The organism is Spirosoma oryzicola (assembly GCF_021233055.1).
Classification (GTDB): domain Bacteria; phylum Bacteroidota; class Bacteroidia; order Cytophagales; family Spirosomataceae; genus Spirosoma; species Spirosoma oryzicola.
Genome location: NZ_CP089538.1, coordinates 5627639 through 5654459, shown reverse-complemented (window position 1 = coordinate 5654459; position 26821 = coordinate 5627639). Strand labels below are relative to the sequence as shown.

The following is a 26821-nucleotide window of genomic DNA, read 5'->3' as shown; positions in this document are numbered from 1 at the left end:
GGTAAATGTAACCCAAGCGTAACATTGGCGTAATGTTGGCGTAATATTGGGCTGGTAGTTTTGCGACGCTTATAAGCGACTCCAAAAAACCAATATGAAACGTAACGTATTCTTATTTCTACTATCACTCTTGTCGACCGCCGTTCTGGCGCAGACAGGTACCGTCAGGGGTACCATTAAAGACAGTAAAACCAAAGAAGCCTTAATTGGCTGTACAATCCGGATTGACGGAACCCAACTGGGTGGTACCACTGACGTAGAAGGAGGTTTCTCAATCGCCAATGTTCCCGCCGGTACGCAGAAAGTAGTTATCTCGTACATATCCTATCAAACCAAAGAAATTCCAAACGTTCGGGTAGAGTCTGGAAACACGACCGCTATCGAAACGGAACTGGACGAAGAAGGAAAATCGCTTCAGGAAGTTGTTGTCCGGGCAAACCGCGCTACAAATACGGAAGTAGCCGTTATTACCGAGATCAAGCAAATCAAAGCGCTGGCCGTCGGTATTTCGGCAGCCCAGATTCAGAAGTCGCAGGACCGCGATGCCGCAGCGGCCATTCGCCGGGTACCGGGTGTCAGTATCCTCGACAATCGTTTCGTTCTGATCAGAGGATTGGGCTCTCGCTACAACTCCGTCCTGATCAACGACGTAATCGCCCCATCGACGGAAGTAGAAACCCGTTCCTTCTCCTTTGATATTATTCCAAGCAACATCCTTGACCGGATGATTGTCTACAAGTCGGGTTCGGCTGAATTGCCCGGCGATTTTGCGGGCGGTATCGTAAAAATCTACACGAAGCGTCGTCCAAGCAATAACTTCTTTGATGTTGGCTTAACGTTCGGCTACCGTCCCGGCACAACTGGCCAGCAGGTACAATCCCACGACCGGGGTGGCTTGAGTGCATTAGGGTTATGGTCAGCTAATCAGACTGTACCAACGAGTTTCCCAACACGTTCCGGCGATTTTAACGCGCTGGGTGCTCCACAGCGCGCGGCTTATGCGCGTTTGCTTCCTAATTCATGGGGGTTAACGAACGTCACGGTTATGCCCGATGTACGTTTTGCGCTTAACACAGGTCGTCGGTTTGATGTCGGCAATGTTCAGATCAGTAACCTGACCAGCGTCAACTACAGCATGACGAACCAAGCGACCGACATTGATTTCCGCGTGTACGAAAACGGAGCGGTTGCTAATGCAGTCAACCAATCGTACAGCGACGCCAGCTTCGCCCGGCAGTCGCGGTTGGGACTGCTTCATAACTGGTCGCTGCGCTTTTCGCCAGCGTTCACGCTCGAATGGAAAACGCTCTTCAACCAACTGGGCAATCAGGAAACCGTTGTTCGGCAGGGTCAAAACTTTGATTCAAACGCCGATATCCGCAGTTATTCGCAACGGTTCGAAAACCGTAGTATCGCTACGACGCAGGTTTCGGGTGAGCATCAGTTAAATGAACTGACAAAGCTTAACTGGATTGCCGGTTATGGCTATTCGGGCCGTTGGGAACCTGACTGGAAACGTGCTCGCTACCAGGCTCCGTTGAACAGTGGCGAAAATGGACCATACACCCTCGTAACTCCGCTATCACCGAACCCGATTGACGTAGGTCGGTTCTACTCGAAGCTGAATGAGCAGACTGTTTCGTTAATTAGCAATTACGATCATACGTTTGGCAATCCAACGGATCGGGAGCCTAGCCACATACGGGCCGGTATCTACGGCGAACGGCGCGTTCGTGACTATTCGGCTCGTTTTTACGGCTACAACAGTATTCCCGGATCAGCCAGCGACGGCGCTATCGTGCAGCAGCAACCGATTGGCTCAATCTTCTCGCCAACGAACGTAAGCGGTCAGCCCGGCGGACTGTCATTGCTGGATGGTACGTCTGATTTTGATTCATACCAGGGAAGCAATACCTACGGTGCTGCTTATGTCAGTGGTGACATCAACCTGAGCGCTCGCACCAATGTAACGCTAGGCTTACGGGGCGAATACAACGTGCAGGGATTGCAAAGCCAGCGCATGGGTGTTGACCGGCAGTTGGTAAACCGGGCGATTTTTAGTCCACTACCATCGATCAATATTACGCACAAGCTTAACGACCGGCATAACGTACGACTGGCTTACTCGGCTACCGTGAACCGACCCGAACTACGCGAGTTAGCTCCTTTCCAATACTTTGACTTCAACCTGCTGGCCGTTGTTACGGGTAATACCGAACTGACGACTGCTACGGTTCAGAACGTTGATTTGAAGTGGGAATTTTACCCAAGCCCTAACGAACTGATTTCGGTTACCGGTTTTTACAAGCATTTCCGCAATCCGATCGAAAGCTTCCTGCTCCCAACGGGTAACGGTTTTAGCTATTCCTTCATCAATGCTCCGACGGCTCGTAACTACGGTGTCGAAGTAGAAATTCGTAAAGGTTTCCAGCAGTCAGGGAGCAAATTCCTCCAGAATCTTCAGGTTGTTGCCAACGGATCACTCATCAACAGCCGCGTAACGCTGGGTGACTTCGTCCGGGCTCCAGATGCAACCTCAACCGTTGTTGATGTACCGCTGAAAGATTTGGCCGACCGCGAACGGCCACTGGCAAGCCAATCGCCATACCTGATCAACGCCGGGGTATACTATCAGGAGCCAAACACGGGACTACAGTGGAACGTACTGTACAACGTTTACGGCCCACGCATCTTTGCCGTAGGTACGCGTAACAACCCGACGATCTATGAACTTCCCCGTCATGCGATTGACCTGAACATCAGCAAGACGTTCAACCAAAAAATCGAATTGCGGCTAGGCGTTCAGGATATTCTGAATCAGGCAACCCGATTCGCTCAGGATTTCAACGGCGATGGCAAAATCGGCAAAGACCTTACGTCGCAAACCGTTGGTGCCGATCAGGTTTTCCGTCGCTTCCGTCGTGGCCAGTACGTTACGCTGACCGGTGTTTACACCTTTGGCCGTCGCACGATTGTTCCCTAATGTTTTCCAATTGCCTTTTATAAACCAAATCAATGTTAGTTATGAATCAGCTCATTCGGTGGGGAAGCCTGTTGACGTTAGTAGCAGGACTGATCGTCTTTATTTCGTCCTGTAAGAACGACGATTCCCCCGCTCCGGTGCTCAGCATTACGTCTATCAGCCCAACGTCGGCACCTGTCGGAACAACCGTTGTGCTTACCGGTACCAATTTCAACGCAACTCCGGCCAGCAACACGGTAACGTTTGGCGCTGTTTCGGCTTCGGTTGTTGCCGCTTCATCAACGCAGTTATCGGTTGTTGTACCCGCCAGCGCCGGTTCGCCAGTTTCGGTTACAGCCAATGGTCAATCAGCACAGGGACCTGCGTTCACGATTAGTTCAAAACCCGTTGTGACGAAGGCCGGAAGCATCACGGCCAGTGAAACTTGGACAGCTGGAAATGTGTATCTGCTCAGAGGTTTTGTTAACATAAAATCGGGTGTGGTCGTAACGATCCAGCCTGGTACGATTATTAAAGGCGGTACCGTTGACGAAGATCCAACCGGTTCCAAAAAAGGTGGTACGCTCATCGTTGAGCAGGGTGGACGTGTAGAAGCGTCGGGTACGGCACAGCAACCTATCGTTTTCACATCCAATCGCGCGGCTGGATCACGCAATTACGGTGACTGGGGTGGTATCGTTCTTATCGGTAGAGCGCCACACAACCGTCCAGCCAGCCAGGCAGCAGAAGGTGGTATCGGTATTCAGCTAGGTGCGTTCAACGAGCCGACTGACAACTCGGGTACGCTCCGGTACGTGCGTATCGAATTTGGTGGTATAGCTCTGACAAACGAAGCAAACAGCGAGATCAACGGATTAACCATGTACGGCGTAGGATCGGGTACGACCATCGATCACGTACAGGTTTCTTACAGCGGTGACGACTCGTACGAGTGGTTCGGTGGTACGGTTAACGCAAAATATCTGGTTGCTTACCGTGGTTTCGACGATGATTTCGATACGGACTGGGGTTACACCGGTAAAGTACAGTTTGGCGTGTCGTTGCGCAATCCGCAGGTAGCTGACCAATCGGGTTCAAACTGCTTTGAGTCGGACAACTTCAACTCTGGCGAAAACGCGGGTGGTGTTGCTTTGTCGGCGAACAATGGTCTGCCGCTTACACAGCCTATTTTTGCTAACTTCAGCAGCTTCGTAACGAGCGGTACGCCAAGTAATGCATCGACATCGAGTTCGGGCGGTAGCGGTCCATATCAGTCGGCTATGCACCTGCGTCGCAACACGGCTATCAGCGTTATCAACTCAGTGTTTGTTGGCTGGCCTGAGGGACTTCGTCTGGACGGAACCACAACCGGTACGCTCAACAACGCTAACAACGGTAGCCTGGAAGTACAGGGCATTACGGTTGCTAACTCGCTAACGGCGGTTCGGGGTGCTGGTAACATCACCAATGATCAGGCTAGCGCTTATTTCTCACTAGCCGCTCGTAAAAATACCGTTATCGCATCTACGGATCTGGCTTCGCTACTGCTCAATGCAAATAGCTTTAGCCTGACCTCGCCAAACTTCGTTCCTGGTTCAGGTTCTCCGTTGCTGACATCGGCCAACGCAGTTACCGGTGGTAAACTATCCGACTCGTTCTTCGTCTCTGCTCCCTACCGGGGTGCGTTCAACACCGAGAACTGGCTGACGGGTTGGACCAACTTCGATCCGCAGAATACGAACTACGATCAATAGCCTTCATTCTATAATTTCATATTGGTGTCGCATGAAAGGGCCGGGGCTTTGCACCGGCTTTTTTCTTGTTACGGATCAGTTGAGTGGGTAATACTGCTGATAAATAGTGGGTTATCACGCGGAAAATAAATTAATCAACTATTTCTAGTGGGTGGAATACTCATATGATGGTAAGATTTTGCACATTGCAGGCAAAAGGTGACGAATAGTTATAGATAATCTACATATTTCGTTACCTAGGGGTCAAAAGCGCGTCTAACACCCAATTAAGTTTATTGAGCGTTATAAGAAGGGCTTGGCGTTGGGACAGAAATGCAGGCAGTATAACGTTTGTTTAAGCCTCGAAAAGCGTAACGACTAGCTCAATAGCTTCTATTTTCTTACAAGCTGCTGCAAGTTTGTGGACCGATTTTGCCTCAGTATATAGTGTTGTTCAACTCCTAAGTTACCGTAACAGATGATTTCAAAAAAAGCCAAGTACGCGATTAAGGCCCTCAAAGTTTTGACTGAAGAGTTTGGAAAAGGCCCTGTCCTGATTTCCTATATCTCAGCCAAAGAAAACATTCCTAAAAAGTTTTTAGAAGCGATTCTGCTGGAGCTACGTAACCACGGAATCCTCCAAAGCCAGAAAGGAAAAGGAGGAGGGTATCTGTTACGTGTAGATCCGGCTCGAGTTAATCTGGCACAAGTACTACGGGTTATTGACGGGCCTATTGCACCAACACCGTGCGTGTCTTTTAACTTCTACGTAAAGTGCGACGATTGCAACGATGAGGTGACGTGCGCGCTAAAACCGATTATGGAGCGGGTGCGGGATGCCAATTTAGGCGTCTATGAAAACACAACCTTACTGACGTTCCAGAATCTGGACTCGATTGAAACGAAAGAAATTGCAATTGGGGCCAATGCGCCTGAATTGACGGAATCGTCTGCTGACCGGTTATTAGCTTAATCCGGCAGATCTATAAAAGTATCGGGGCGTAGGCTTACGTTGTAGGCCTACGCCCCGATTTTTGTTAGCTAGGCTGGTGCTCCTTCCGCAACAGATCGTTTACCGTTTTAACCGGGTTGAACGTAATCAGCGGTACTTCCACAAAAATAGTATTCCAGTCGGCCATGGCGCCGTTCCAGAGGCCCGGCAACTCCTGTGCTTTCAGGTCCTTGCCATCTTTTGATTTAGCCGTAATAAATCCGGTTTGTGGATCGCGGTAATCAGTCAGGTTAAACTTATTGCCCTTGTGGTCTTTGACACCGCAAACCAAATCGACCGGGTTGAAGTGCGTTGCCTCATCGAAAATCGATTTCTGTTCTTGGTTCGACAGGTCAATTTGGGCCGACTCGACAATTTGAAGCGAGGTTGAGCCATCCTGATTTCTGGCCCAGAACGGTCCTCCACCGGGTTCACCTACGTTCTTCACCATACCGCAGGCACGAACCGGTCGGTTTAGTTTTTTGCGTAAGTAGGCTAGTTTTTCTTCTTTCGCTAAGCTCTCAAATCCGTCTGGCGGAAGCGTAAATAACGTCCGGCGCAGGAGTTCGTCGGCTTCCGCCACATAACCGTCGCTTACTTCGTCAGACTCTAGCAGGCCCTGCAATCGGGCGATTTGCTGCTGCGCATCAAGAAGTACCGATGCCAACACTTTCTTGTAGGTGATTGTTGGCTCCTTAATCTCGTCGGGTACAACATTGTCGATGTTCTTGATGAACACAATATCAGCGTCGATGTCGTTGAGGTTTTCAATCAGTGCACCGTGACCCGCCGGGCGGAACAGCAATGAGCCGTCCGGGTTGCGGAACGGCGAATTGTCCGGGTTAACCGAAATGGTATCGGTCGATTTTTTCTGCTCAGAAAAGCTGATGTCGAACGTAACGCCCAACCAAGCTTCGTAATCGGCTCTTTGCGCGTCGATCAACTGCTCGAAGCGGTCGCGGTGTTCGGGCGATACTGTAAAATGAATTTTTACCAACCCATCGGAATTAGCGTAAGCCGCTCCTTCTACCAGGTGTTCTTCGACAGGCGTGCGTGGGCCGTCCGGATAGTTATGAAACTTCAGCAAGCCCTTCGGCAGGTTGCCATATTCCAGACCTTTGTCTGTCAGCAAAAAGCTCAAAACCGTCTGGCGGTCGTTTTCAGCCACGGCTTTGTCCAGATCCTGCCCTTGAGCAGCCATGGCGGCTTTTAGATCTTCGTAGAAGGCAAAGTCGGTCATGCGGGCAAAAACCTCATCCGTTGCTTTGTCTGACTTACCATCCAGCGCGGCAAACAACGACTTGAACATACGGGTAGCCGCTCCCGAAGCGGGCACGAACTTAACCAACTGACGTTCGTGAGCCGCCTGGTCGAAGCGATGAATGTAAGCGGCTAGCTGATCCTCGTCAACACGGACGATCCCGTCACCAACGGTTGCCGCTTTGATGACGTTGAGATAAGGGAATCCGTTGACGAAATAGTTTATTTGCTTATCGATCTGCTCAGGAGAAATACCCTGTGCCACAATCTGGTCCTGATCTTGCTCAGTAAATTGCATAAGGTGAACGGAATAATAGCGTTAGGAAAGGGCGGCAAATTGGCTAAATAGCTGATGTGACGCAAATCAATTTTATGTTAGTGTTATTTGTTTTAAAAGCGCTCGACTAAGGAAACACGATGAAGAGTCGATTCAACAATGTCTGGAGTGGCTGGTGACAAATTATCGACTATTCAGTGAATTTAGCCAAGTAGCTTATTACCAAAATACTTTTGAAAAAAACGGTTAATGAATATGAAACTAATTGCCTTCGATGCCGACGACACGCTTTGGGTAAACGAGCCAAACTACGTCAATGTTAAAGAGAAATTGTGTGAGCTGCTTTCCCATCACGTAGATCAGACAACCTTGTCCCAACGGTTTTATGAGGCACAGATACGCAATTTGCGGTTGTTCGGCTACGGTGCGAAGAGTTTTATTCTGGCGATGATCGAAACCGTTATCGAACTGACGAACGGTGCGGTGACAGGAACGGAGATTCAGCAAATTATTGACGTTGGTCGTGAACTGTTAGACTTTCCGATTGATGTGCTCGACGGAATCCCTGAAGTACTGGATGTGCTGTCGCAACAGTTCGATTTGATGGTGCTGACCAAGGGCGATCTGTTTGACCAGGAAAGTAAAATTGCCCGCTCCGGTTTGGGCCATTATTTCAAGCACATCGAGATTGTCAGTGAAAAGAACGAACAGTCGTATCAGGCAATCCTTAAAAGGTATAACGTGCAGCCGAGCGAATTTCTGATGATCGGCAATTCCCTGAAGTCTGATATATTGCCAGTAGTTCACATTGGTGCGAAAGCGGTTCACATACCATATGCGATTACCTGGGAGCACGAGCGAGTGGCAGAGGAGCAGTTAGCCGGTAAGTCATTCGTCACGCTGGAAAGCGCGCGTGGGCTGGTCGAACTGATTATGGGTGCTAAAGAAGTAGCGTGAAATGGTCAGCGTCCAGATTTGCCGGAAACCTGTTGCGAAACGTTTGTAGCTCGTCCAGCGAAAGATTTTGTTGGTGGGCGATTTCAGAATCAGTTTGCTGAAACAGGATATCGCCTTTAAAGTCAATCACGGCGGAGTCGCCCGTGTAGGGGTGATTATTCCCGTCTTCGCCAACCCGATTGACGCCGACGACATAACTCAGGTTTTCAATGGCCCTGGCTTGCAGTAGCGTGTTCCAGGCATTGCGCCGGGGAGCGGGCCAGTTGGCTACGTAAAGTAACAGATCGTACTCGAAATCAGCGGAGGTTTCGCTTTGGTTGCGGCTCCAGACGGGGAAGCGCAGATCATAGCAGATTAGCGGACAGATTCGCCAGCCTTTCCATTCTTTGACAATACGGCGGGTACCAGCGGTGTAAATGGTGTCTTCGCCCGCCATACGAAACAAATGGCGTTTGTCGTACGTATCGAACTGGCCGTCGGGCTGCATCCAGATCAGCCGGTTAAAATAATTGCCTTTTTCCTGCACGACATAGCTGCCTGTAACGACCGCTTTGGTTTGAGCCGCCATCTGCTTCATCCACCGAAAGGTCGTCAGATTCATTGGCTCAGCCACGGACGATGCGTTCATCGTAAAACCCGTCGTAAACATTTCGGGCAGAACAATCAGATCGGTCGGTTCCGGCAGGGAAAAGATACGCTCCTCCAGCATAGCCCGGTTGGCAACGGGGTCGTGCCAGTATAAACTTGCCTGAAGGAGCGTAACGTTAAGCATCGGTAAGCGGGACTACCGCGAAAATTTCATTTTGTATTCGGCATCCGTCCGGCCTTTCGTGATGTCGGCCAGTTTTTTCTTGATAAGCTGACGACGAATGGTTGGCAGATAATCCGTGAAAAGTTTGCCTTCCAGGTGGTCGTATTCATGCTGAATGATACGGGCGGCCATACCATCGAATTCTTCTTCGTGCTCGTTCCAGTCCGTATCGAAGTAGCGAATCACAATAATTTCGGGTCTGAACACTTCCCCCCGGATGCCAGGAATGCTTAGGCAGCCTTCTTCAAAGCCCCAGTCTTCGCCGGCTTCTTCAATAATTTCCGGATTGATAAATACCTTTTTGAAGTCAACCACACTCTGGTCAACATCTTCTTCGGGTTCGTCCTCGTTCAGAGGCTGACCATCTACCACAAACATGCGAATGCTCTGTCCAATCTGCGGTGCTGCCAGGCCAACCCCGGAAGCCGCATACATGGTTTCGAACATGTTTTCGCTTAATGTTTTGACGTCGATGCTACCGGGTTCGATATCTTTGGCCCGTTTTCTCAGCACTGGATCGCCGTAGGCAATTATTGGGAGAATCATTGTTTTATTGGTCCGTTGTCGGTCGAAAAGCCCTGTACGTTGAACGGGTTTTCTGTTCCAAAAACTATTTTTTTAAGCTTTCCATGTATGACTGAAGAATGATGGCCGCACTGACTTTGTCGATGTTGCCTTTCTCCCGCCGATCTTTTTTCGTGCTTCCATTGGCCAGCATAGCCTGCAATGCCATAACTGACGTGAAGCGTTCGTCATGCCAATAAACGGGAATATCGGGCAAAGCGTTCTGTAAATGAGTCACAAACTTCCGGACACGGGGCGTATTATCGGTGTCCGTTCCGTCTAATCGTTTGGGTAATCCAACGACAAACGCTTCTACTGGCTCCCGTTCGACATAGCTTTTTAAAAATTTTAACAGCTCGTGAGACGGTACCGTTTCCAGCGCCGAAGCAATAAGTTGCAACGGGTCCGTAACGGCAAGGCCAGTTCGTTTTGCACCGTAATCAATCGCTAAGAGTCGCGCCATAACAGGGGCAAAGGTACAACATTGAGGTTTGAGGTTCGTTAATTCGCAAATGAAAAAAGCCATCCGAAGATGGCCTTTAACGTAATATTGACTTCCTCAAATGGCTTCGGTTGCAGAGCCGTCGAACGGTATCCGCTGGTTCTGTCCTTTCTGATTACCGGATAAACGTTCGTGAATGGGACCCGATTTCTCTCGGAGAAATGCCCCCGACCGTTTGGTGAAGAACGCTTTGATCTCAGCCAGGATCGACAAAGCAATTTCGTCCGGTGTTTCGGCCCCTAAGTCTAGACCAATGGGAGCGTGAACGCGTTCCAGGGTGGTTTCAGAAAAATGAAGACCGTCTTTGGCAAACTCGTCCTGCATCTTGTCAAACCGTTTCCGCGGCCCCAACATACCGATATACGGCACATCGGTGGCTAACAGCGATTCCAACACGGCGCGGTCGTAATTGAAGTTGTGCGACATCAACACGGCTGCCGTTCGGTCGGTAATGGTAATCTTATCAAGAACGGCTTGCCGATCGGCAAACAAAACACAGGTTGCTACCGGAAAGCGTTTGGGGGCTAAATGGGCCACGCAGTCGTCGGTTACTGTAACCTGCCAGCCAAGATCGCGGGCAAGCTTCGCTACCGGAACAACATCGTAACCGGCCCCGAAGATTACTAGCTCGATGCCTGGGTCAATTCGCTCGATAAACAACTCCGCGCTTCCCGATTCAACCGCGTAGGTTTGCGTTAAGGGCTTACCTGTAACAAACACGTTCTGCATATCGGCTTGCAACCAATCTGGAATCAGGCTCGCCGACTGATCGGTCAGCACAAAGCGGTTACTGGGCATCAAGCCGGTCGTTGCATCGCTTTTAAGGACGGTAGCTAACACCCGAACATCGCGTTTCTGAGTAAACTCACGCAGGAGTTCGACCGGATTATGCGAATCGGTCGGGTCGATGGGTTCGATCAGAATGTCGATGATGCCGTTACAGCCCAGACCAACACCAAAGCTGTTGGCTCCATCATCCATTGTATCGTACGTAACGACAATGGGGTCGCCATCAAGCATTACCTGACGTGCTTTCCGAAGCGCGTCGCCTTCCAGACAGCCCCCGCTGATCGCTCCTTCCCAGCGGCCATCGTCGGTGATAAGCATCCGCGCTCCCGGCCGACGGTACGAAGAACCTTCCACCCAGACAACAGTTGCCAGAGCCGCTTTGCGTTTCGAAAAATCTATCTGTTCAAAAACCTCAACGATGCGGGCTATTTCTTTCATGGACGATGCTGCGTTTTGACTGTCATAGTTCTTCTGACAGAATCAGAAGGACTATATAAACTATAACGGTAGCCAGAAAAATCTGTTTTGTGTTCGGAGTGTAAACAGATCAACCGAACGCGATCAGGAAACTTTCTCCAGATCGAACGGCAACCGACGGATGCGTTTGCCCGTAGCCGCGAATACCGCATTAGCCAGTGCGGGCGCTAACGGTGGTAAACCGGGTTCGCCAACGCCTTTGATCGTCGGACCCCCTTCGGCCAAAATGTGTACCTCGACGGGAGGCATCTCGTTGATACGGAGCATCCGGTTTTTATCGAAGTTGTTCTGAACCGCACGACCCTGCTCGAACGTGATGCCGTCTTTGGTGGCGGCTGTCAGCGCCATCGCAATTGCTCCTTCGACCTGTGCTTTGACGGTATCGGGATTGACAACCGTTCCCAGATCGATTACGCAGTACACCTTGTCAACTTTTACACCGCCACTTTCCGTTTTGGAAACCTCGACAACCTGGCCCGCCAGTCCGGCGAAGAAATTCCATTGCGCAACACCCCGGCCTTTTCCGGCAGGTAACGGCTTATCCCAGCCCGACACTTCTTTCAGTTTTGTCAGCACGCGCTTGGTATCCGATTCTTTTGTCAGCATCGCCAGTCGGAACGCCATTGGGTCTTGGCCCGCTTTGTGGGCCATCTCGTCCAGAAAACACTCGTGCGAGAAGGCCAGCGTCGAACTCGTCACCGAGCGCCAGTACGTCAGCGGAATGTGCGTTTCGGCGTGGACGTAGCGCGTGTTTACATTCGGAATTTCGTATTGCTGCTCATTCGTGCCTTCCAGCATGGTGCCATCGGGCTTCGTTTTGTCGTATTTCCCTTTTTCGCCCATCGTCGCGTCGATAGAGGGCGAAATGACTTTATGCTGCAAAGCGACGGCTTGGCCTTCGTTCGACAAAGCACCGCGCATGGCCGAAAACGTCATCGGGCGGAAAGGACCAAGTGCCGTATCATCCTCGCGCGTCCAGACAACTTTAATCGGTTTACCAACCGTTTTCGACAACAGGGCCGCTTCGGTGGCAAAATCCTGCGTGAGTCGTCGGCCAAATCCGCCACCGTTAAACAGGATATTTACCTTGATATTGTCGGCAGGGATGGTTAGTACTTTAGCTACTTCGTCCCGTACCAAATCGCCACCCTGCGACGAAACCCACAGTTCCAGTTTGTTGCCGGGTTGATAATGAGCCAATGCATTCATCGGCTCCATCGTCGAATGGCTTATGATGGGCGTTTCGTAAAAGGCTTCGAGTTTAATAGGAGCGTCGGTGAATGCCTTGTCGAATTCGCCTGCGTTGTGGCCGACAACACCATCGGTTTTTGCCAGTTCACGCAGCGAATTTTCAAAGCTTACCGTATTGAACGTCTCATGGTTCTGGTTATCCCATTTTACGGTTAAGGCTTTACGGCCTTTCAAAGCAGCCCAATAGTTGTCTGCTACAACGGCTACACCTTCGTAGCGATTGTAGCCAACCACGCGCTCTACTTTAACCACCTTCCGAACGCCTTTGACTTTCAAGGACTGCGTCGCGTCAAAGCTCACCAGCTTACTGCCCAACACCGGGCACCGCTCGACTGATGCATACAACATACCGGGTACCTTCGCGTCAATTCCGAACTGCGCTTTCCCCGTTGCTTTGAGTGGTGTATCGGGGCGAGGGGCGGGTTTGCCCAGAATTTTGAAATCGTTGGGGTCTTTTAAGGTGGGCTCTTTCGGAACGTCCAGCTTGGAAGCTACCTCTGCCAATTCACCGTAAGACAGTTTTCTGCCCGATGGCCGGTGTACGATTTTTGCGTTTTCGGCGTAACACTCCTGAGCAGGGACGTTCCACTGCTGGCTAGCTGCCTTGATAAGCATATCGCGGGCCGATGCCCCCACTTTCCGCATCTGCGTGTAGCCGCCCCGGATGGAACCGCTGCCGCCAACGGCCTGCGACCATAAGCCGCCGAACTTGCTTTCGCCCCCGGTTTGCAGGATAGTAACGTTGTCCAGCGAAACTTCCAGCTCCTCGGCAATCAGCGCCGGAACCGACTGGTACGTCCCCTGACCGATTTCGGGTCGGGGGTTCATCAGTGTAATTCGGCCTGATTTTTCGATGAGAACAAAAGGCGTCAACTCGACCGATTCGGGTAGGGCCAATCCGGTTTGGTCGCTTAGATTTAGTACAGGACCGGCGAGGGGTTCAGTGGCCGAAAGACCCAAGGCAAATGCCGCGCTGGTCAAACCGGCCGCTTTCAGAAAACTTCGGCGGTCAATGGAAGTTTGGTTTGGTTTTGCGCTCATCGTTTGCCGATTTTGGGTGTAGACTTGGGTGCTTTGGGTGGGACGACTGCCATCTCGGACGAAGCCGTGTGAATCGCCTGCCGAATCCGGTTGTACGTACCACAACGGCAGATATTTCCCTGCATAGCCGCGTCAATATCGGCATCGGTAGGTTTAGGTGTTTCCTTGAGCAAGGCTACCGCCGACATAATCTGCCCCGACTGACAGTAGCCGCATTGGGGCACCTGATGCTCGATCCACGCTTTTTGAATCGGATGGTCGCCGTTTTTAGAGATACCTTCAATCGTCGTAATCTTATGCCCTGCCGCAGCCGATGCCGGGAAGCTACAGGAACGAATGGGGGTACCATCGAGGTGAACCGTGCAGGCACCACACTGGGCAATGCCGCAGCCAAATTTGGTACCGGTTAACCCAACGACATCGCGGATGACCCACAACAGCGGCATATCAGCATCGACATCAACGGTATGTGGTTGATTGTTAATGGTTAATTTCAAGGAAGACATAGCCTAGACGGATAAATGAAAAGCAATCAATCACAGAGACGTTGCTTTACTACAGAAAATCGCAACTAAAATTAACGAATTAGCCCCACATTATCCGCTGCGTCCTTTTTAAAATTATGCGCTAATGAACAAGGTTTCGAGACAAAACCAGCCGGAATCCTTTACTGAACGATTCAGCGGGCGAAAAATAAAGAAGATAGTATAAACGCAGGTTGTAGCCAGATCTTACGAATATGTAAGCGTTACTGATAAAACAGTATCATTAGACAAAGCGTAGTAGCCGTCTGACGATTGATTTCGCCCCTGTCAGCAGCGAATTGCGAACAGAATAACTGGTGTTTGTTGATAAATAAAGAATTTGCTACTAATTATACGGTATAAACTTAGTATGTCATAAATACATAGAAAAAAATTTATACTGATTAATGGATTACACGGAGCATATAATCTCCTTTCACAATTTCATAGCTGATGAATGCATACCCGGCGTGTCGCTTGACTGTGCAATATTTGGCTTTCACGACACGCGGCTAAAAGTCCTGCTACTGCGCTGGAAAGATACCAGCGAGTGGTGTTTGCCGGGTGGATTCATCTACAAAACTGAGTCTGTTGATCGAGCAGCCGAACGGGTGTTGTACGAGCGAACGGGTTTGGACAAATTGTTTCTACAGCAATTTCATTTGTTTGGCGATGCCGTTCGGTATAACCGCGAGGAAATGTGGCGTAGACAGAAGATGCCCATGTCGTTTAGCGAACGCTGGCCCGAACGAACCTTATCCGTTGGTTATTACGCGTTGGTAGATCATACGCAGGTAACGCCTACACCCGACTTTATGACGGACGAGTGCCGCTGGTGGGATATAAGTAACTTACCCTCCTTGCTATACGATCACCGCCAGATTGTAACCGTTGCCTTACAGACGCTCCGGTCGCAACTCAACTGGCAGCCCATCGGTCTGAATTTGATGGCTGAAAAATTCACCATTCCGGAACTGCAGCGACTGTACGAGGCTGTGCTCGATAAACCGTTGGACGCTCGCAATTTTCACAAGAAAATTATGGGTCTGCATATCCTGACCCGGCTTGATGAGCGTCGAACGGGTAAAGCGCATAAATCGCCTTTCCTATACCGGTTCGACCGGGAAAACTATCAGAAAGCGCTTGGCAATGGTAATCTGAGCTTCGTCTAGCTTGAAATAAGCTACTTAAAAGCAGCTGTTTATCAGTTAGGTAAGTAAGCTAAATCCAACATTAAGCTTGTGCTGGCGGTTGTTTCCGTGAATACAACTCGTGTTACTATGGAAACAAATACGTCGGAAAACCGCGAAATTGGAATTGGAGTGATCGGTATGGGTGGCTTTGGCTTGTTTGCCGTTCAGCAGTTTCTTCAGACTCCGCACACGAAACTGGTGGCAATTGCCGGATCAAAACGGGAGGAAGCTATCCGAACAGCCAAGCGTTTCGGTGCCGAGCAACTCGAAAGTCTGGAGGAACTGGTAAACCACCCGGAGGTTGATGTTGTCTACATCGCTACACCACCGTTTTTGCACTACGAGCAAGCCATGCTGGCCCTGAACGCGGGTAAACACGTCATTTGTGAGAAACCGTTGGCCATGAATCCAGAACAAGGCCGTGAAATGATCGAAAAGGCCAGGGAAAAAGGGCTGCTCATGGTAACGAACCTCATGCAGCGCTACAACCCCATGTTTGCCCGGATAAAGCACCTGATCGATAAAAAGCTGCTGGGTGAATTTCTGCACGGTTATTTCGAAAACTACGCCGGTGATGAAGGGCTTTCACCTGAACACTGGTTCTGGGATCGAAGCAAAAGCGGTGGTATTTTCATCGAGCATGGCGTTCACTTCTTCGATATGTTTTCGGGTTGGCTCGGTGAGGGAACCGTAAAATCGGCCCAGATCGTGAAGCGGCCTAATAGCAACGATATTGAAGATCAGGTACAGGCAACGGTGGAGTACGGTGATGACGAGACGGGCCGCAAACTGGTCAACTTTTACCACGGCTTTACGCAGACGGGTCGGATGGACCGGCAGGAAATGCGGTTGTTGTTCGAACGGGGCGATATTACGCTTTTTGAGTGGGTGCCAACGCGCATCGTACTACGGTGCGTGGCTGACGAAGAAACGACACGCGCGCTGATGGATTTGTTTCCCGGTGCCCAGCTCAATGTAACGGGCAACATCGGTGGTAAGGATTTACCACTGCGTGGACGGCACAAAGAATTCAACGCCTACCAGCAAATCGAAATTCGATACGGATTCGAGACGGAGAAGCAGCATCTCTACAGTGAACTACTTCGGTTGATGTTCCGCGATCAGGTTTCTGCTATTCACTATCCGGAAACGCACCGCATCATTCGGGAAGAAAACGGACTAAATTCACTGCAAACAGCGGCTGAAGCGGATCAGTTAGCACGTCAGTAGACGACCGTTCAGTCACGAATAGCTACAATTAATAAAAAAATTTAAAAATATACCCGCGTGAACCCGAGTAGTCATACGAACTCCCTGATTTTTTGCGACATTTGCCGTATCTTATCTAATCTCTCCGCATAGCGCATGATCTCGGAGTCTCAACTACTCGACAACCTGGACGGGCAATTGCCGGGTGCATTACCTACCGGTGGCCCTATCCAATCGGCTATTACGTACGAAAAAATTCCTACCCACATCTACGCCGACGCGAAAGCTGCGTCGTTGGCGGTGGCGCAGGAAATTGCTGACCTGATTCGGCAGAAACAGAGTGAAGGCAAGCCCTGCATTCTTGGGCTGGCAACCGGCTCGTCTCCCAAAACGGTTTACGCCGAACTGATTCGGATGCACCGCGAAGAAGGGCTTAGTTTCCGCAACGTCGTTTCGTTCAACCTGGACGAGTATTACCCGATGGAGCCAAATTCGTTGCAGAGCTACTGGCGGTTTATGCGGGAGCAACTGTTCGATCACGTCGATATTCCTCAGGGAAACTATCACGTGCCGGATGGAACACTGTCGGTTGATAAAGTAGCTGAGTTTTCGAAACAGTACGAAGCCCAGATCGAAGCCGCTGGCGGCCTCGATTTTCAGCTGCTCGGTATTGGTGGTAACGGTCACATTGGCTTCAACGAGCCGGGTTCGCTCATCAACTCGCACACCCGCCTGATGATGCTCGATAATTCGACGCGTGCTGCCGCAGCGGCTGATTTTGGCGGATTGCCCAAAACACCCCGGAAAGCAATTACGATGGGGGTATCCAGCATCCTGAATGCGCGCCGTGTTGTGCTGCTGGCCTGGGGTGAACGCAAAGCGCCGGTTATTCGCGGAGCCGTTGAAGGTTTAGTAACAGAATTGAACCCGGCTTCTTACCTGCAAACGCATCGGAACGCGCTGTTTGTGATTGACACGGCGGCTGCTTCTGAGCTGACCCGCATGAAAACACCCTGGTTGGTGGATTCGGTTGTGTGGGACAATAACATGAAGAAGAAGGCGGTCACGTACCTGTCGCTGGCGCTTGATAAACCGATCCTGAAATTAACGGACCGGGATTATAACGACAATGGAATGAGCGATCTGCTGGCCCAATACGGTCAGTCGTACGATATCAACATTGACGTCTTCAACCAGCTTCAGCACACAATCACAGGTTGGCCGGGTGGTAAACCAAACGCTGATGACACGAACCGTCCCGAACGGGCGCAACCTGCCAAAAAACGCTGCCTGATCTTTAGCCCACACCCGGATGATGACATTATCTCGATGGGGGGCACGTTCCAGCGGTTAGTTGATCAGGGTCACGAAGTACACGTTGGCTACCAGACATCGGGCAACATCGCTGTGGCGGATGACGAAGCCCTGCGCTTTGCTGATTACGTTGTGGATTTCAACAGTAAGTTTGGCATCAATAGCCCCGAAGCTACCCGGATTTTCCAGGATGCGGCTGCATCGCTGCGGGAGAAGAAGGATAGCGAGATGGATACGATTGAGGTGCGCTACGTGAAAGGACTTATTCGGATGGGTGAAGCGAAAGCAACCTGCCGGTTTGTTGGTGTTCCGGTCGAGCAGGCTCACTTCATGAACATGCCTTTCTACGAAACGGGGAAAGTCGCCAAGAAACCGCTTAGCGAGGAAGACATCAAGATTACGATGGCGCTGATCGAAGAAGTTAAGCCGCATCAGATCTATGCAGCTGGTGATCTGGCCGATCCGCACGGTACGCATAAAGTTTGTCTGGATGCTGTTCTCGAAGCTGTTCGTCGCCTGAAAGGAGCCGACTTCATGAAAGAATGCTGGGTATGGCTATATCGTGGTGCCTGGGCCGAGTGGGACATTCACGAAATTGAAATGGCTGTTCCTATGTCGCCTGACCAGGTAACGAAAAAGCGGTTTGGTATTTTCAAGCACCAGTCGCAGAAAGACGGCGTGGTATACCAGGGAACCGACTCGCGGGAGTTCTGGCAACGTGCCGAAGAACGCAACCGGGGTACGGCTGAATTATATAACCGTCTTGGTCTGGCCGAATACGAAGCAATGGAAGCTTTCGTCCGCTGGAAATATTAAGAACAATAGCAATAGTTTTTTGCCCCGTATGAAACGTTTCATACGGGGCTTTTTTATGCTTGCGATAGAGACTCTACGTGGTGTCGGTTTTGAGAAACCGACACGGGTTGATGACGCCAACTGTCGGTTTTGAGAAACCGACACCACACGAGCCGACACCACAAGAACCCATACCAGAGACAAGCTTTACTAGTTGAATGGTACAATGCAGCAATCACACAATATACCGATTTACTTCTGAGTGAATGAAAATGAAGGACTAGCGATATTAAAATATCGAGTAACTAGTTATTGTGATATAGATTTTAGATATAATTGCACCATTATATAATAGTTGTATTATAATTGAACTTCTGTCAACAACATGACAAGACAAAATAAGCAGCGAACGCTTCGGCTATTTGCGCTGCATGAGTTTATTCAGGATCACTTTACAAAATCCGATTGGATCAAGGTAGCGTACCTGACTGACAGCTTGGAACTGATTGAGGATCATCCCCGGCTGTTGCGCAGCCTTGACTTCAAAGATGATGATTACGAGGGGAATAGCTTGCAGGTCTTGTCGAAGTTGCTCAGCGAAAGTAGCAGTAATCTATACGAAATTGAGCGATTTGTGGAGGCTAAAAAAGCAACAATGAGCCGCTCGGTTCGCGTAATACCGGAGTATATTTCTACCGTTCAGGTCGTTGCTCCCGAACGTGTAATTACGTTTGCGCCCGACGTTTTCCGAATACCCGACAAACCCGTTGAGTCAACGGTACTATCCGTAATGATGCCATTTGAAGCTCGATTTACCGGAACGTACACCGCCATTCGAAATGTATGCGCCAGACTGGGCATTGAATGTAGACGAGCCGACGATATTTGGGATAATAGTATTCTTATTCAGGACGTGTTTGATTTAATCTATACCTCAAAAGCCGTCATTACCGATTTTACCGATCGTAATCCAAACGTATTCTACGAAACAGGCGTCGCCCACACGCTTGGGAAGGTCGTTGTTCCCATCACGCAATCGGTCAATGATATTCCGTTTGATCTTCGGCACCACCGCGCTCTGACGTATTTACCCAACGCAGAGGGATTGCTGAAGTTAGAAACCGATCTGGAAAAGAAGTTGAAGAACGTGTTTGGTTAAGGTTTCGTAATCTAGTCGTACCTTCGAAAAACCTGCGTTTCGTAATCTATTCCTGATTCTTATGCAATCGTTTGTCTCGACGAGTACGGCTAACGTTCAATCAACGTCAGTTGCTTCCGGACGTCTGCTATCGCTGGATTTTTTCCGGGGCCTCACGGTAGCGGCCATGATCCTGGTTAACAACCCCGGCGACTGGGGCCATATCTACGCGCCCCTCGAACATGCCGCCTGGAATGGCTGGACGCCCACGGATTTGATTTTTCCCTTTTTCCTGTTTATCGTCGGCGTGTCGATAACTTTTGCGTTGGGAGGAGCCGGAAAATTTGAGAACGAAGGCAAGAAAGGTATTGTCGGCAAGATCGTGAAGCGGAGCGCGACGCTTTTCCTGCTAGGCTTGTTCCTGAATTTCTTTCCTAAATTCGATATTACGACCGTTCGTATACCGGGGGTATTGCAACGGATTGCGCTGGTCTATCTAGCCTGTTCCCTGATCTTCCTGAAAACAACCTCTCGTCAGCAAGTTACGCTATTAGCGGTGCTGCTGATCGGCTATTGGCTACTAATGACGTTGGTACCCGTTCCCGGTGTGGGCTACCCTAACCTCGAACCGGAAACGAATCTGGCAGCCTGGTTCGACCGGACATTGATTACACCTGCGCACGTTTATAAACCCGCTAAAGTCTGGGACCCTGAGGGGTTGCTCAGTACACTTCCCGCTATTGGTACCGGATTGCTTGGCGTACTAACGGGAACGTGGCTACGGGCCGACCAATCTCCAGCTGAGAAAGCTGCCTGGCTTTTCACGGTTGGCTGTCTGACAACGTTAGCCGGGCTCATCTGGAACAGCTTTTTCCCGATTAACAAAGCGCTTTGGACCAGTTCGTTTGTCTTGCTGGCGGGTGGTCTTGCCATGCTCGGACTGGCGATTTGTTATTGGCTGATCGACGTGAAGAATTACCGGCGCGGTGTGCTTCCTTTCGTAGCGTTCGGCATTAATGCTATTACCGTCTTCTTTCTGTCGGGTCTGATTCCCCGCATCATGAACCTCATTCATGTTGATCAGCCGGATGGTACAAAGACTGGCCTGAAAGAGTACTTATATCGCTCATTCATTGCACCACTTTTTTCGGACCCAACCAATGCATCGCTGGCCGGAGCGTTGACTTTCGTGCTCATTTGGTTTGGAATTTTGTGGTGGATGTACCGAAAAAATGTTATTATTAAGGTGTGACTCAGCACACTACCGACCTCAAGTATCAAATCGAACGCATTCTCAATTGGGAGCCGTCATCGCACTGGCGACCCCGTGATTTCGTGCAGTTGAGTGATCGTATCCACACGTACACCCACCAGCGCATCGACGCTTTGGAACTACAAGTGTTTTGGCAAACATCCGAAGCGCCCTCTCCTGATTTACTGAATGCCTTAGCCTGCTTCGCAGATTATACGGACTGGGACGATTTCTACGAACGCAATTCTTACGGTACTGTTGATGTAGAGGATGGCGTAGCACTGACCCATCCACCCATGTGGGAAATCCCGATTAAATGGGTAATTGCCATTTGCTGGTTCTCGGTGATAGCCTCCGTTATCGTTGCCATTTTGTTAGTGTGTAAGCGATAAACGTTTCGTCTACCTTTGTCGTTATTACCATATACTTTAGTTACAGAACTATAACCTTATATCAAACGACCGAATGGTACGTTTTCCGCTTACACTGGGTATGTTGCTCGGTGTTACAATAGCTTTAGCGCAGTCCGCGCCTAAACCAAAATCGCCGGCTCCTAAAACGGCAATTTCACTAAATAGCCCCATCCCGACCGACCCGGCCGTAAAAGTCGGTAAGTTGCCCAACGGCTTGACCTACTACATTCGTAAAAACGCCGAGCCGAAAAACCGGGCCGAACTGCGTCTGGTCATCCGGGCGGGGTCGGTACTGGAGAATGACAATCAACAGGGCCTGGCGCACTTCATGGAGCACATGGAGTTTAACGGCACAAAGAATTTTCCGAAGAATGAGCTGGTTAACTTTCTGCAATCGTCGGGAGTACGTTTCGGCGCTGATCTGAACGCGTATACGGGCTTTGACGAAACGGTGTATCAGTTGCCTGTCCCGACCGATTCGGCCAACGTATTCCGGAAAGCGTTTCAGATTCTGGAAGATTGGGCGCACAACGCAACCATTGATCCGACAGAGGTAGATAAAGAGCGTGGGGTTATTCTGGAAGAACGGCGGCTTGGACGCGGGGCCGGACAGCGCATGCGCGACGAGTACTTTCCAATTCTGCTCAATAACTCGCAGTACTCGAAGCGTCTGCCCATCGGCACCGAACAGGTATTGACGACCTTCAAAACCGAAACCCTTCGCCAGTTTTACCAGGATTGGTACCGGCCCGATCTGATGGCTGTCATTGCCGTTGGGGATTTTGATACAAAGGAAGTCGAGGGAATCATCCGCGAAAAATTCGGACGTATTCCGGTTGTCAAGAATCCCAAACCGCGTATCGAATACGATATACCGGCGCATAAAGACACGAAAGTTGCTATCGTGACGGACCCCGAACAGCCTAACACGGTGATTCAGGTCATTTATAAGCGTCCCGAGATCAAGGAAAAAACGTTGAACGATCTGCGGGAAAGCATCAAACGCGGTTTGTTCAACACGATGTTGGGTAACCGGATTCAGGAATTGACGCAACAGGCTGATCCTCCGTTCCTGGGTGGTTACAGCAATTACAGTGATTTTCTGGGGAACTTGGACGCGTTTACGTCTATTGCGGTGGCCAAAGAAGGGAATGTGGAGCGCGCTATTCGGGCAGTGCTTGACGAGAATGCGCGGGTCAAGCAATTTGGTTTTACGGCTACTGAGTTAGCACGGGCCAAGCAGGAATTCATGACGAACGTTGAGCAGGCATACAGCGAGCGTGACAAAACTCGTTCGGTCAATTACGTCAATGAGTACGTTCAGAATTTCACAGACAAAGAACCGTACACCAGCATTGAGTTTTACTACAACTTCCTCAAAAAAGAGCAGGATGGTATCAAGTTGCAGGAAGTCAATGCGTTGGTCGATCAGTTTATCCACAACGACAATCGGGCAGTTATCGTCATGGCTCCCGAAAAAGACAAGGCTAAACTACCAACGGTTGAGCAAATCCTCAGCTACGTTGACAACGCTGGAAAAGGGCTGACCGCTTATGATGATAAAACCATCGACAGTCCCTTGCTGACTACGCAGCCAACCGGTTCGCCCGTTGTGAGCGAAAAGCAGATCAAGGATATTGATGTGACCGAATGGACGCTTAAAAATGGCGTTCGGGTGGTCTTGAAGCCGACGAATTTTAAAAACGATCAGATTCTTTTTTCTGCCAGTAGCTTTGGTGGAACCTCGCTCTATGACCTGAACGATTTTACGTCGGCGCGGTTCTCGTCCACGTTGGCAGCCATGGGCGGAACGGGGGCTTACAACCAGGTTCAGTTGGGTAAATTTTTGTCCGGTAAGCAGGTTAGCGTGTATCCCTACGTAGGTGAGTTGAGCGAGGGCGTCAACGGAAGCGCAGCTCCGAAAGATCTAGAAACGGCGCTGCAACTGTTGTATAGTTACTTCACACAGCCTCGTAAAGATCCGGACGTAGTAAAAGGTTTCCTGTCTAATCAGCGGAGTGCTTTACAAAATCAGATCAATACCCCAACACCCGCGCGGGTGTTTCAGGATACGGTGCAGGTGACATTGGGTGGTAACAATCCCCGTCGTCAGCCCCTCAAGCCAGAGGATTTGGACAAAATTGATCTGGACAGAGCATTGAAAGTCTATCAGGAGCGCTTTGCGAATGCCGGTGATTTCACGTTTTATTTCGTCGGTAATTTCAAGGAGGACCAGCTTAAGCCGTTAGTTGAAAAATACCTCGGCGGTTTACCATCAACCGGTAAGGCTGAGAAGTTTAAAGACCTTGGCATTCGGATTCCTTCTGGCCAGATCAGCAAAACGGTGTATAAAGGGCTTGATCCAAAAGCAAGCGTTCAACTGGTTTACAGTGGTGATCTTACCTGGTCGCCCGAAACGACAACGCAACTCGATGCACTCGCCGAAGTGCTTGAAATCAAACTGATCGAGAAGCTTCGCGAAGAAGAGAGTGGCGTCTACGGTGTAAGCGCCAATGCGGCCTACAGCAAATACCCCGTTCCGCGCTATACCTTCCGGATTGGTTTTGGTTGCGCCCCCGACAATGTCGAAAAACTGATTGCCAAAACGCAGGAGTTGATCAACGACCTGAAACAGAAAGGGGCGTTACCCACCGACATTGCCAAGTTCAAGGCCGAAACCCAGCGCGAAACCGAAGTGCAGTTGAAAGACAATCAGTTCTGGCTCGGTTATTTACAGAATCAGTACTACAATGGGGATGCTCCCGATGAAGTGTTGCACGAAAAAGAGCACTTGAACAAGGTAACCGTTGAAAGCACGAAAGAGTCTGCCAACACCTATTTTGGGTCAAACTACATTCGTCTGGTGCTGATGCCGGAGAAAAAGTAACGGCAAAGGTAGACCTGCTGAGAGCGGCAGCCGGTACGGATCGATCTGTACCGGCTGCCGTTTTTCTTTTACCAATGTTATCGCCTACCTTTGCCCGACAACTTTAGGGGTGTCTGGCCTGCGTGGACCAGACTGAGAGAATACCCTCACTACCTGATGCAGCTTGTACTGCCGTAGGGAAAAGTTAAGGCGCATACGTCGCTACCTCTCCTCTAAAGTTGCTGTTTACTAACTCTTTCAACAGCAACATGTATTTGTCATCACAATCGATCTGGGCCGACATAACGCGAATTCGCGATCAGGCTCCACTTGTCCACAGCATTACCAACTTCGTGGTCATGAACAACACGGCGAATGCCCTGTTAGCGCTGGGTGCTTCGCCCGCGATGGTTCACGCACCGGAAGAAGTAGACGATTTCGTGGCTATCGCGAGTGCGCTGGTCGTTAACATCGGTACGCTGGATGCCACCTTCGTTGCGGGTATGAAACGCGCCATGCGCCGGGCAAAGGAGTTGGGCAAACCTATCATTTTCGATCCCGTCGGTGTTGGCGCTACGACTTACCGTAATACCGTCAGCGCCGAATTGTTAGCGCTGGCTGCGCCCGACATCATTCGTGGTAATGCTTCCGAAATTATGGCACTGGCTGGACTGAACGCGCAGACAAAGGGAGTTGACAGCCTGTACGGGTCCGATGCCGCCGTAGACGCTGGTCGGCGGTTGAGTTCGGTGTGGGGTTCCGTTGTGGTCATCAGTGGAGAAACGGATTATATTATCCAGGGTGAACAGACCGCAACAATTGATAATGGTCACCCACTCATGACCAAGGTAACGGGTATGGGCTGTACCGCTACGGCGCTGGCTGGTGCATTTGCGGCTGTCGACACGGATTATTTTCAGGCCGCTACCCAGGCGATGGCTGTCATGGGAATAGCAGGCGAATTAGCTGCGTTGAAAAATCCGGCACCAGGTAGTTTACAGCTTAACTTTTTGGATGCGCTGTATGGGTTAACAAAATCGGATATTGTCGAACGGCTTAAATTAACCATACTGTGAGCCCGCTGTATCTGGTCACCGACAGCCTGATTGCGCGGGCGGCAGGCCACACGGTACCCTTCGTAGTGGAAGAAGCGTGTCGGGCGGGTGTGAAGTGGGTGCAATTGCGGGAAAAGGAACTGTCAACGCGAGAGTTTATGGTTGTGGCAGCGGAGGTTAAACGCATTACACAGCACTACGGCGCTAAACTGATCATCAATGATCGGGTTGATGTGGCTTTGGCCGTTGATGCTGACGGTGTCCACGTCGGTCAGGACGATATGCCGTCCATAATGGTTCGTTCGCTGATTGGACGGGGAAAGGTGATTGGTTTATCCGTCAATAATTTAGCCGAGTTACAGACGATAACGGATGCCGATGTCGATTACCTGGGCGTCGCAACTGTGTTTCCAACGGATACAAAACAGGACACGTCCAGTTTACTTGGCTTGGACGGGCTGCGGGCAATCTGTGCCCAGACAAACCTGCCGACATTTGCCATCGGTGGTATCAACGCATCCACTATTCAGCAGGTAATGCAAATGGGCGTAACGGGTGCCGCGGTTGTCTCGGCTATCTGTGGCCATCCGTCTCCTTACGAAGCTACCTGCGCGCTTATCCAACTCATTGACGAAAGCGTATGAAAACTTACACACGTACATTGACCATTGCCGGTTCCGATAGTGGAGGGGGAGCCGGTATCCAGGCCGATCTGAAAACGTTTTCGGCGCTTGGCTGCTACGGCATGTCGGTGCTGACGGCGCTGACAGCTCAAAATACCCAGGCCGTGACGGATATTTTAGCCGTACCAGCTGCCTTCATCGCTGAGCAGTTGAAGGCTGTCCTGAGCGACATTGGTACTGATGCAGTCAAAATAGGCATGTTGCATACGCCGGAAGTGATCAGGCAGGTAGCCGAAACCCTAACCGAATTTGAGGTAACCAATATTGTGCTTGATCCTGTGATGGTGGCAAAAAGTGGGGATAAACTCTTGCAGGACGAAGCCATTGACGCCTTACGAAGCTATTTGCTACCCATTGCTTCGATTATTACACCCAACTTACCCGAGGCAAGTGTGCTGTTAGGCCGACCGGTTGAAACCAAGTCTGATATGTACCCGGCGGCTGTCGATCTGGCGAAACTTTGTCCCGGTGCTATTCTGGTAAAAGGCGGTCACTTGGATACGGTTGAGAGCACGGATCTGCTGTATATTTCCGGGAGCGAACAACACCAGTTCCAAACGGAGCGCATACCCACCAACAACTCACACGGAACGGGTTGTACGCTTTCGTCGGCTATTGCAGCCGGTCTGGCTAAGGGGCTGTCGATGGTTGAGGCTGTAGGTGCAGCTAAGGCTTATCTTACGCAGGCGCTTCAGGCTGGGGCCGACTATCGACTGGGACACGGACATGGGCCAGTTCATCATTTTTACAGCATTTGGCAATAA

The 26821-nt window shown here is 50.4% G+C and carries 21 protein-coding genes and 1 riboswitch; of the genes, 14 read left to right on the top strand and 7 right to left on the bottom strand.

What is annotated here, in order from left to right:
- The first annotated feature begins 94 nt into the window (after positions 1 to 94).
- The 3 genes from LQ777_RS23875 (at position 95) to LQ777_RS23865 (ending at position 5668) form a co-directional block, all read left to right on the top strand.
- Positions 95 to 2983: a TonB-dependent receptor gene (locus LQ777_RS23875; RefSeq protein WP_232560429.1), complete on the top strand. Its 2889-nt coding sequence runs from the start codon at positions 95 to 97 to the stop codon at positions 2981 to 2983.
- A 41-nt stretch (positions 2984 to 3024) separates the two neighbouring features.
- A complete protein-coding gene (locus LQ777_RS23870) occupies positions 3025 to 4716 on the top strand; it encodes an IPT/TIG domain-containing protein (protein WP_232560428.1) in 1692 nt (563 codons plus the stop codon).
- Positions 4717 to 5173: 457 nt separating this feature from the next.
- Complete coding sequence (locus LQ777_RS23865; RefSeq protein WP_232560427.1) at positions 5174 to 5668, top strand: RrF2 family transcriptional regulator; 495 nt, start codon at positions 5174 to 5176, stop codon at positions 5666 to 5668.
- A 64-nt stretch (positions 5669 to 5732) separates the two neighbouring features.
- Here the strand turns inward: LQ777_RS23865 and LQ777_RS23860 are convergent, their stop codons facing one another.
- Positions 5733 to 7244, bottom strand: a complete 1512-nt coding sequence (locus LQ777_RS23860; protein WP_232560426.1) for a DUF4301 family protein — start codon at positions 7242 to 7244, stop codon at positions 5733 to 5735.
- Between the two features lie 234 nt (positions 7245 to 7478).
- Between LQ777_RS23860 and LQ777_RS23855 the strand changes: the two genes are divergently transcribed.
- The gene (locus tag LQ777_RS23855; RefSeq protein ID WP_232560425.1) at positions 7479 to 8180 is read left to right on the top strand and encodes an HAD family hydrolase; all 702 of its coding nucleotides are present in this window, start codon (positions 7479 to 7481) and stop codon (positions 8178 to 8180) included.
- Here LQ777_RS23855 and LQ777_RS23850 read toward each other — a convergent pair.
- From LQ777_RS23850 to LQ777_RS23825, 6 genes are all read right to left on the bottom strand, one after another.
- Positions 8164 to 8952 (bottom strand): amidohydrolase, encoded by a 789-nt coding sequence (locus LQ777_RS23850; RefSeq protein WP_232560424.1) that lies wholly within the window; start codon positions 8950 to 8952, stop codon positions 8164 to 8166. The genes LQ777_RS23855 and LQ777_RS23850 overlap by 17 nt on opposite strands.
- A gap of 12 nt (positions 8953 to 8964) precedes the next feature.
- Positions 8965 to 9537 carry a peptide deformylase gene (def, locus tag LQ777_RS23845; protein WP_232560423.1) on the bottom strand — a complete coding sequence of 191 codons (573 nt, stop codon included), beginning with the start codon at positions 9535 to 9537 and terminating at the stop codon, positions 8965 to 8967.
- Positions 9538 to 9601: 64 nt separating this feature from the next.
- Positions 9602 to 10018 (bottom strand): Holliday junction resolvase RuvX, encoded by a 417-nt coding sequence (ruvX, locus tag LQ777_RS23840; protein WP_232560422.1) that lies wholly within the window; start codon positions 10016 to 10018, stop codon positions 9602 to 9604.
- 96 nt (positions 10019 to 10114) lie between these two features.
- Entirely contained in the window at positions 10115 to 11284 is a 1170-nt protein-coding gene (locus tag LQ777_RS23835) for an XdhC family protein (protein WP_232560421.1), read from the bottom strand.
- A 123-nt stretch (positions 11285 to 11407) separates the two neighbouring features.
- Positions 11408 to 13615, bottom strand: a complete 2208-nt coding sequence (locus LQ777_RS23830) for a xanthine dehydrogenase family protein molybdopterin-binding subunit (protein WP_232560420.1) — start codon at positions 13613 to 13615, stop codon at positions 11408 to 11410.
- Positions 13612 to 14121, bottom strand: coding sequence for a (2Fe-2S)-binding protein (locus tag LQ777_RS23825; RefSeq protein WP_232560419.1), 510 nt, complete (start codon positions 14119 to 14121; stop codon positions 13612 to 13614). Before LQ777_RS23825 ends, LQ777_RS23830 begins: the two co-directional genes overlap by 4 nt.
- Before the next feature lie 425 nt (positions 14122 to 14546).
- Between LQ777_RS23825 and LQ777_RS23820 the strand changes: the two genes are divergently transcribed.
- From LQ777_RS23820 to thiD, 10 genes are all read left to right on the top strand, one after another.
- Positions 14547 to 15311: an NUDIX hydrolase gene (locus LQ777_RS23820; RefSeq protein ID WP_232560418.1), complete on the top strand. Its 765-nt coding sequence runs from the start codon at positions 14547 to 14549 to the stop codon at positions 15309 to 15311.
- A 108-nt stretch (positions 15312 to 15419) separates the two neighbouring features.
- Positions 15420 to 16562: a Gfo/Idh/MocA family protein gene (locus LQ777_RS23815; RefSeq protein WP_232560417.1), complete on the top strand. Its 1143-nt coding sequence runs from the start codon at positions 15420 to 15422 to the stop codon at positions 16560 to 16562.
- A 135-nt stretch (positions 16563 to 16697) separates the two neighbouring features.
- Positions 16698 to 18671 (top strand): glucosamine-6-phosphate deaminase, encoded by a 1974-nt coding sequence (gene nagB / locus LQ777_RS23810; protein WP_232560416.1) that lies wholly within the window; start codon positions 16698 to 16700, stop codon positions 18669 to 18671.
- Between the two features lie 364 nt (positions 18672 to 19035).
- Complete coding sequence (locus LQ777_RS23805) at positions 19036 to 19809, top strand: hypothetical protein (protein ID WP_232560415.1); 774 nt, start codon at positions 19036 to 19038, stop codon at positions 19807 to 19809.
- A gap of 61 nt (positions 19810 to 19870) precedes the next feature.
- Positions 19871 to 21040: an acyltransferase family protein gene (locus tag LQ777_RS23800; protein ID WP_232560414.1), complete on the top strand. Its 1170-nt coding sequence runs from the start codon at positions 19871 to 19873 to the stop codon at positions 21038 to 21040.
- Complete coding sequence (locus LQ777_RS23795) at positions 21037 to 21432, top strand: hypothetical protein (protein ID WP_232560413.1); 396 nt, start codon at positions 21037 to 21039, stop codon at positions 21430 to 21432. Before LQ777_RS23800 ends, LQ777_RS23795 begins: the two co-directional genes overlap by 4 nt.
- A 73-nt stretch (positions 21433 to 21505) precedes the next feature.
- Positions 21506 to 24340, top strand: a complete 2835-nt coding sequence (locus LQ777_RS23790) for a M16 family metallopeptidase (protein ID WP_232560412.1) — start codon at positions 21506 to 21508, stop codon at positions 24338 to 24340.
- A gap of 95 nt (positions 24341 to 24435) precedes the next feature.
- Positions 24436 to 24537, top strand: a riboswitch (TPP riboswitch).
- A 51-nt stretch (positions 24538 to 24588) separates the two neighbouring features.
- Positions 24589 to 25395, top strand: a complete 807-nt coding sequence (gene thiM / locus LQ777_RS23785; protein ID WP_232560411.1) for a hydroxyethylthiazole kinase — start codon at positions 24589 to 24591, stop codon at positions 25393 to 25395.
- Complete coding sequence (thiE, locus tag LQ777_RS23780; RefSeq protein WP_232560410.1) at positions 25392 to 26018, top strand: thiamine phosphate synthase; 627 nt, start codon at positions 25392 to 25394, stop codon at positions 26016 to 26018. The genes thiM and thiE overlap by 4 nt, the downstream gene beginning before the upstream one ends.
- A complete protein-coding gene (thiD, locus tag LQ777_RS23775; protein WP_232560409.1) occupies positions 26015 to 26821 on the top strand; it encodes a bifunctional hydroxymethylpyrimidine kinase/phosphomethylpyrimidine kinase in 807 nt (268 codons plus the stop codon). The genes thiE and thiD overlap by 4 nt, the downstream gene beginning before the upstream one ends.

Excerpts from the sequence above, each read along its gene's own strand:
- LQ777_RS23875 (WP_232560429.1), top strand. The coding sequence starts at position 95 with ATGAAACGTAACGTATTCTTATTTCTACTATCACTCTTGTCGACCGCC.
- LQ777_RS23870 (WP_232560428.1), top strand. The coding sequence starts at position 3,025 with ATGAATCAGCTCATTCGGTGGGGAAGCCTGTTGACGTTAGTAGCAGGA.
- LQ777_RS23865 (WP_232560427.1), top strand. The coding sequence starts at position 5,174 with ATGATTTCAAAAAAAGCCAAGTACGCGATTAAGGCCCTCAAAGTTTTG.
- LQ777_RS23860 (WP_232560426.1), bottom strand. The coding sequence starts at position 7,244 with ATGCAATTTACTGAGCAAGATCAGGACCAGATTGTGGCACAGGGTATT.
- LQ777_RS23855 (WP_232560425.1), top strand. The coding sequence starts at position 7,479 with ATGAAACTAATTGCCTTCGATGCCGACGACACGCTTTGGGTAAACGAG.
- LQ777_RS23850 (WP_232560424.1), bottom strand. The coding sequence starts at position 8,952 with ATGCTTAACGTTACGCTCCTTCAGGCAAGTTTATACTGGCACGACCCC.
- def (WP_232560423.1), bottom strand. The coding sequence starts at position 9,537 with ATGATTCTCCCAATAATTGCCTACGGCGATCCAGTGCTGAGAAAACGG.
- ruvX (WP_232560422.1), bottom strand. The coding sequence starts at position 10,018 with ATGGCGCGACTCTTAGCGATTGATTACGGTGCAAAACGAACTGGCCTT.
- LQ777_RS23835 (WP_232560421.1), bottom strand. The coding sequence starts at position 11,284 with ATGAAAGAAATAGCCCGCATCGTTGAGGTTTTTGAACAGATAGATTTT.
- LQ777_RS23830 (WP_232560420.1), bottom strand. The coding sequence starts at position 13,615 with ATGAGCGCAAAACCAAACCAAACTTCCATTGACCGCCGAAGTTTTCTG.
- LQ777_RS23825 (WP_232560419.1), bottom strand. The coding sequence starts at position 14,121 with ATGTCTTCCTTGAAATTAACCATTAACAATCAACCACATACCGTTGAT.
- LQ777_RS23820 (WP_232560418.1), top strand. The coding sequence starts at position 14,547 with ATGGATTACACGGAGCATATAATCTCCTTTCACAATTTCATAGCTGAT.
- LQ777_RS23815 (WP_232560417.1), top strand. The coding sequence starts at position 15,420 with ATGGAAACAAATACGTCGGAAAACCGCGAAATTGGAATTGGAGTGATC.
- nagB (WP_232560416.1), top strand. The coding sequence starts at position 16,698 with ATGATCTCGGAGTCTCAACTACTCGACAACCTGGACGGGCAATTGCCG.
- LQ777_RS23805 (WP_232560415.1), top strand. The coding sequence starts at position 19,036 with ATGACAAGACAAAATAAGCAGCGAACGCTTCGGCTATTTGCGCTGCAT.
- LQ777_RS23800 (WP_232560414.1), top strand. The coding sequence starts at position 19,871 with ATGCAATCGTTTGTCTCGACGAGTACGGCTAACGTTCAATCAACGTCA.
- LQ777_RS23790 (WP_232560412.1), top strand. The coding sequence starts at position 21,506 with ATGGTACGTTTTCCGCTTACACTGGGTATGTTGCTCGGTGTTACAATA.
- thiM (WP_232560411.1), top strand. The coding sequence starts at position 24,589 with ATGTATTTGTCATCACAATCGATCTGGGCCGACATAACGCGAATTCGC.
- thiD (WP_232560409.1), top strand. The coding sequence starts at position 26,015 with ATGAAAACTTACACACGTACATTGACCATTGCCGGTTCCGATAGTGGA.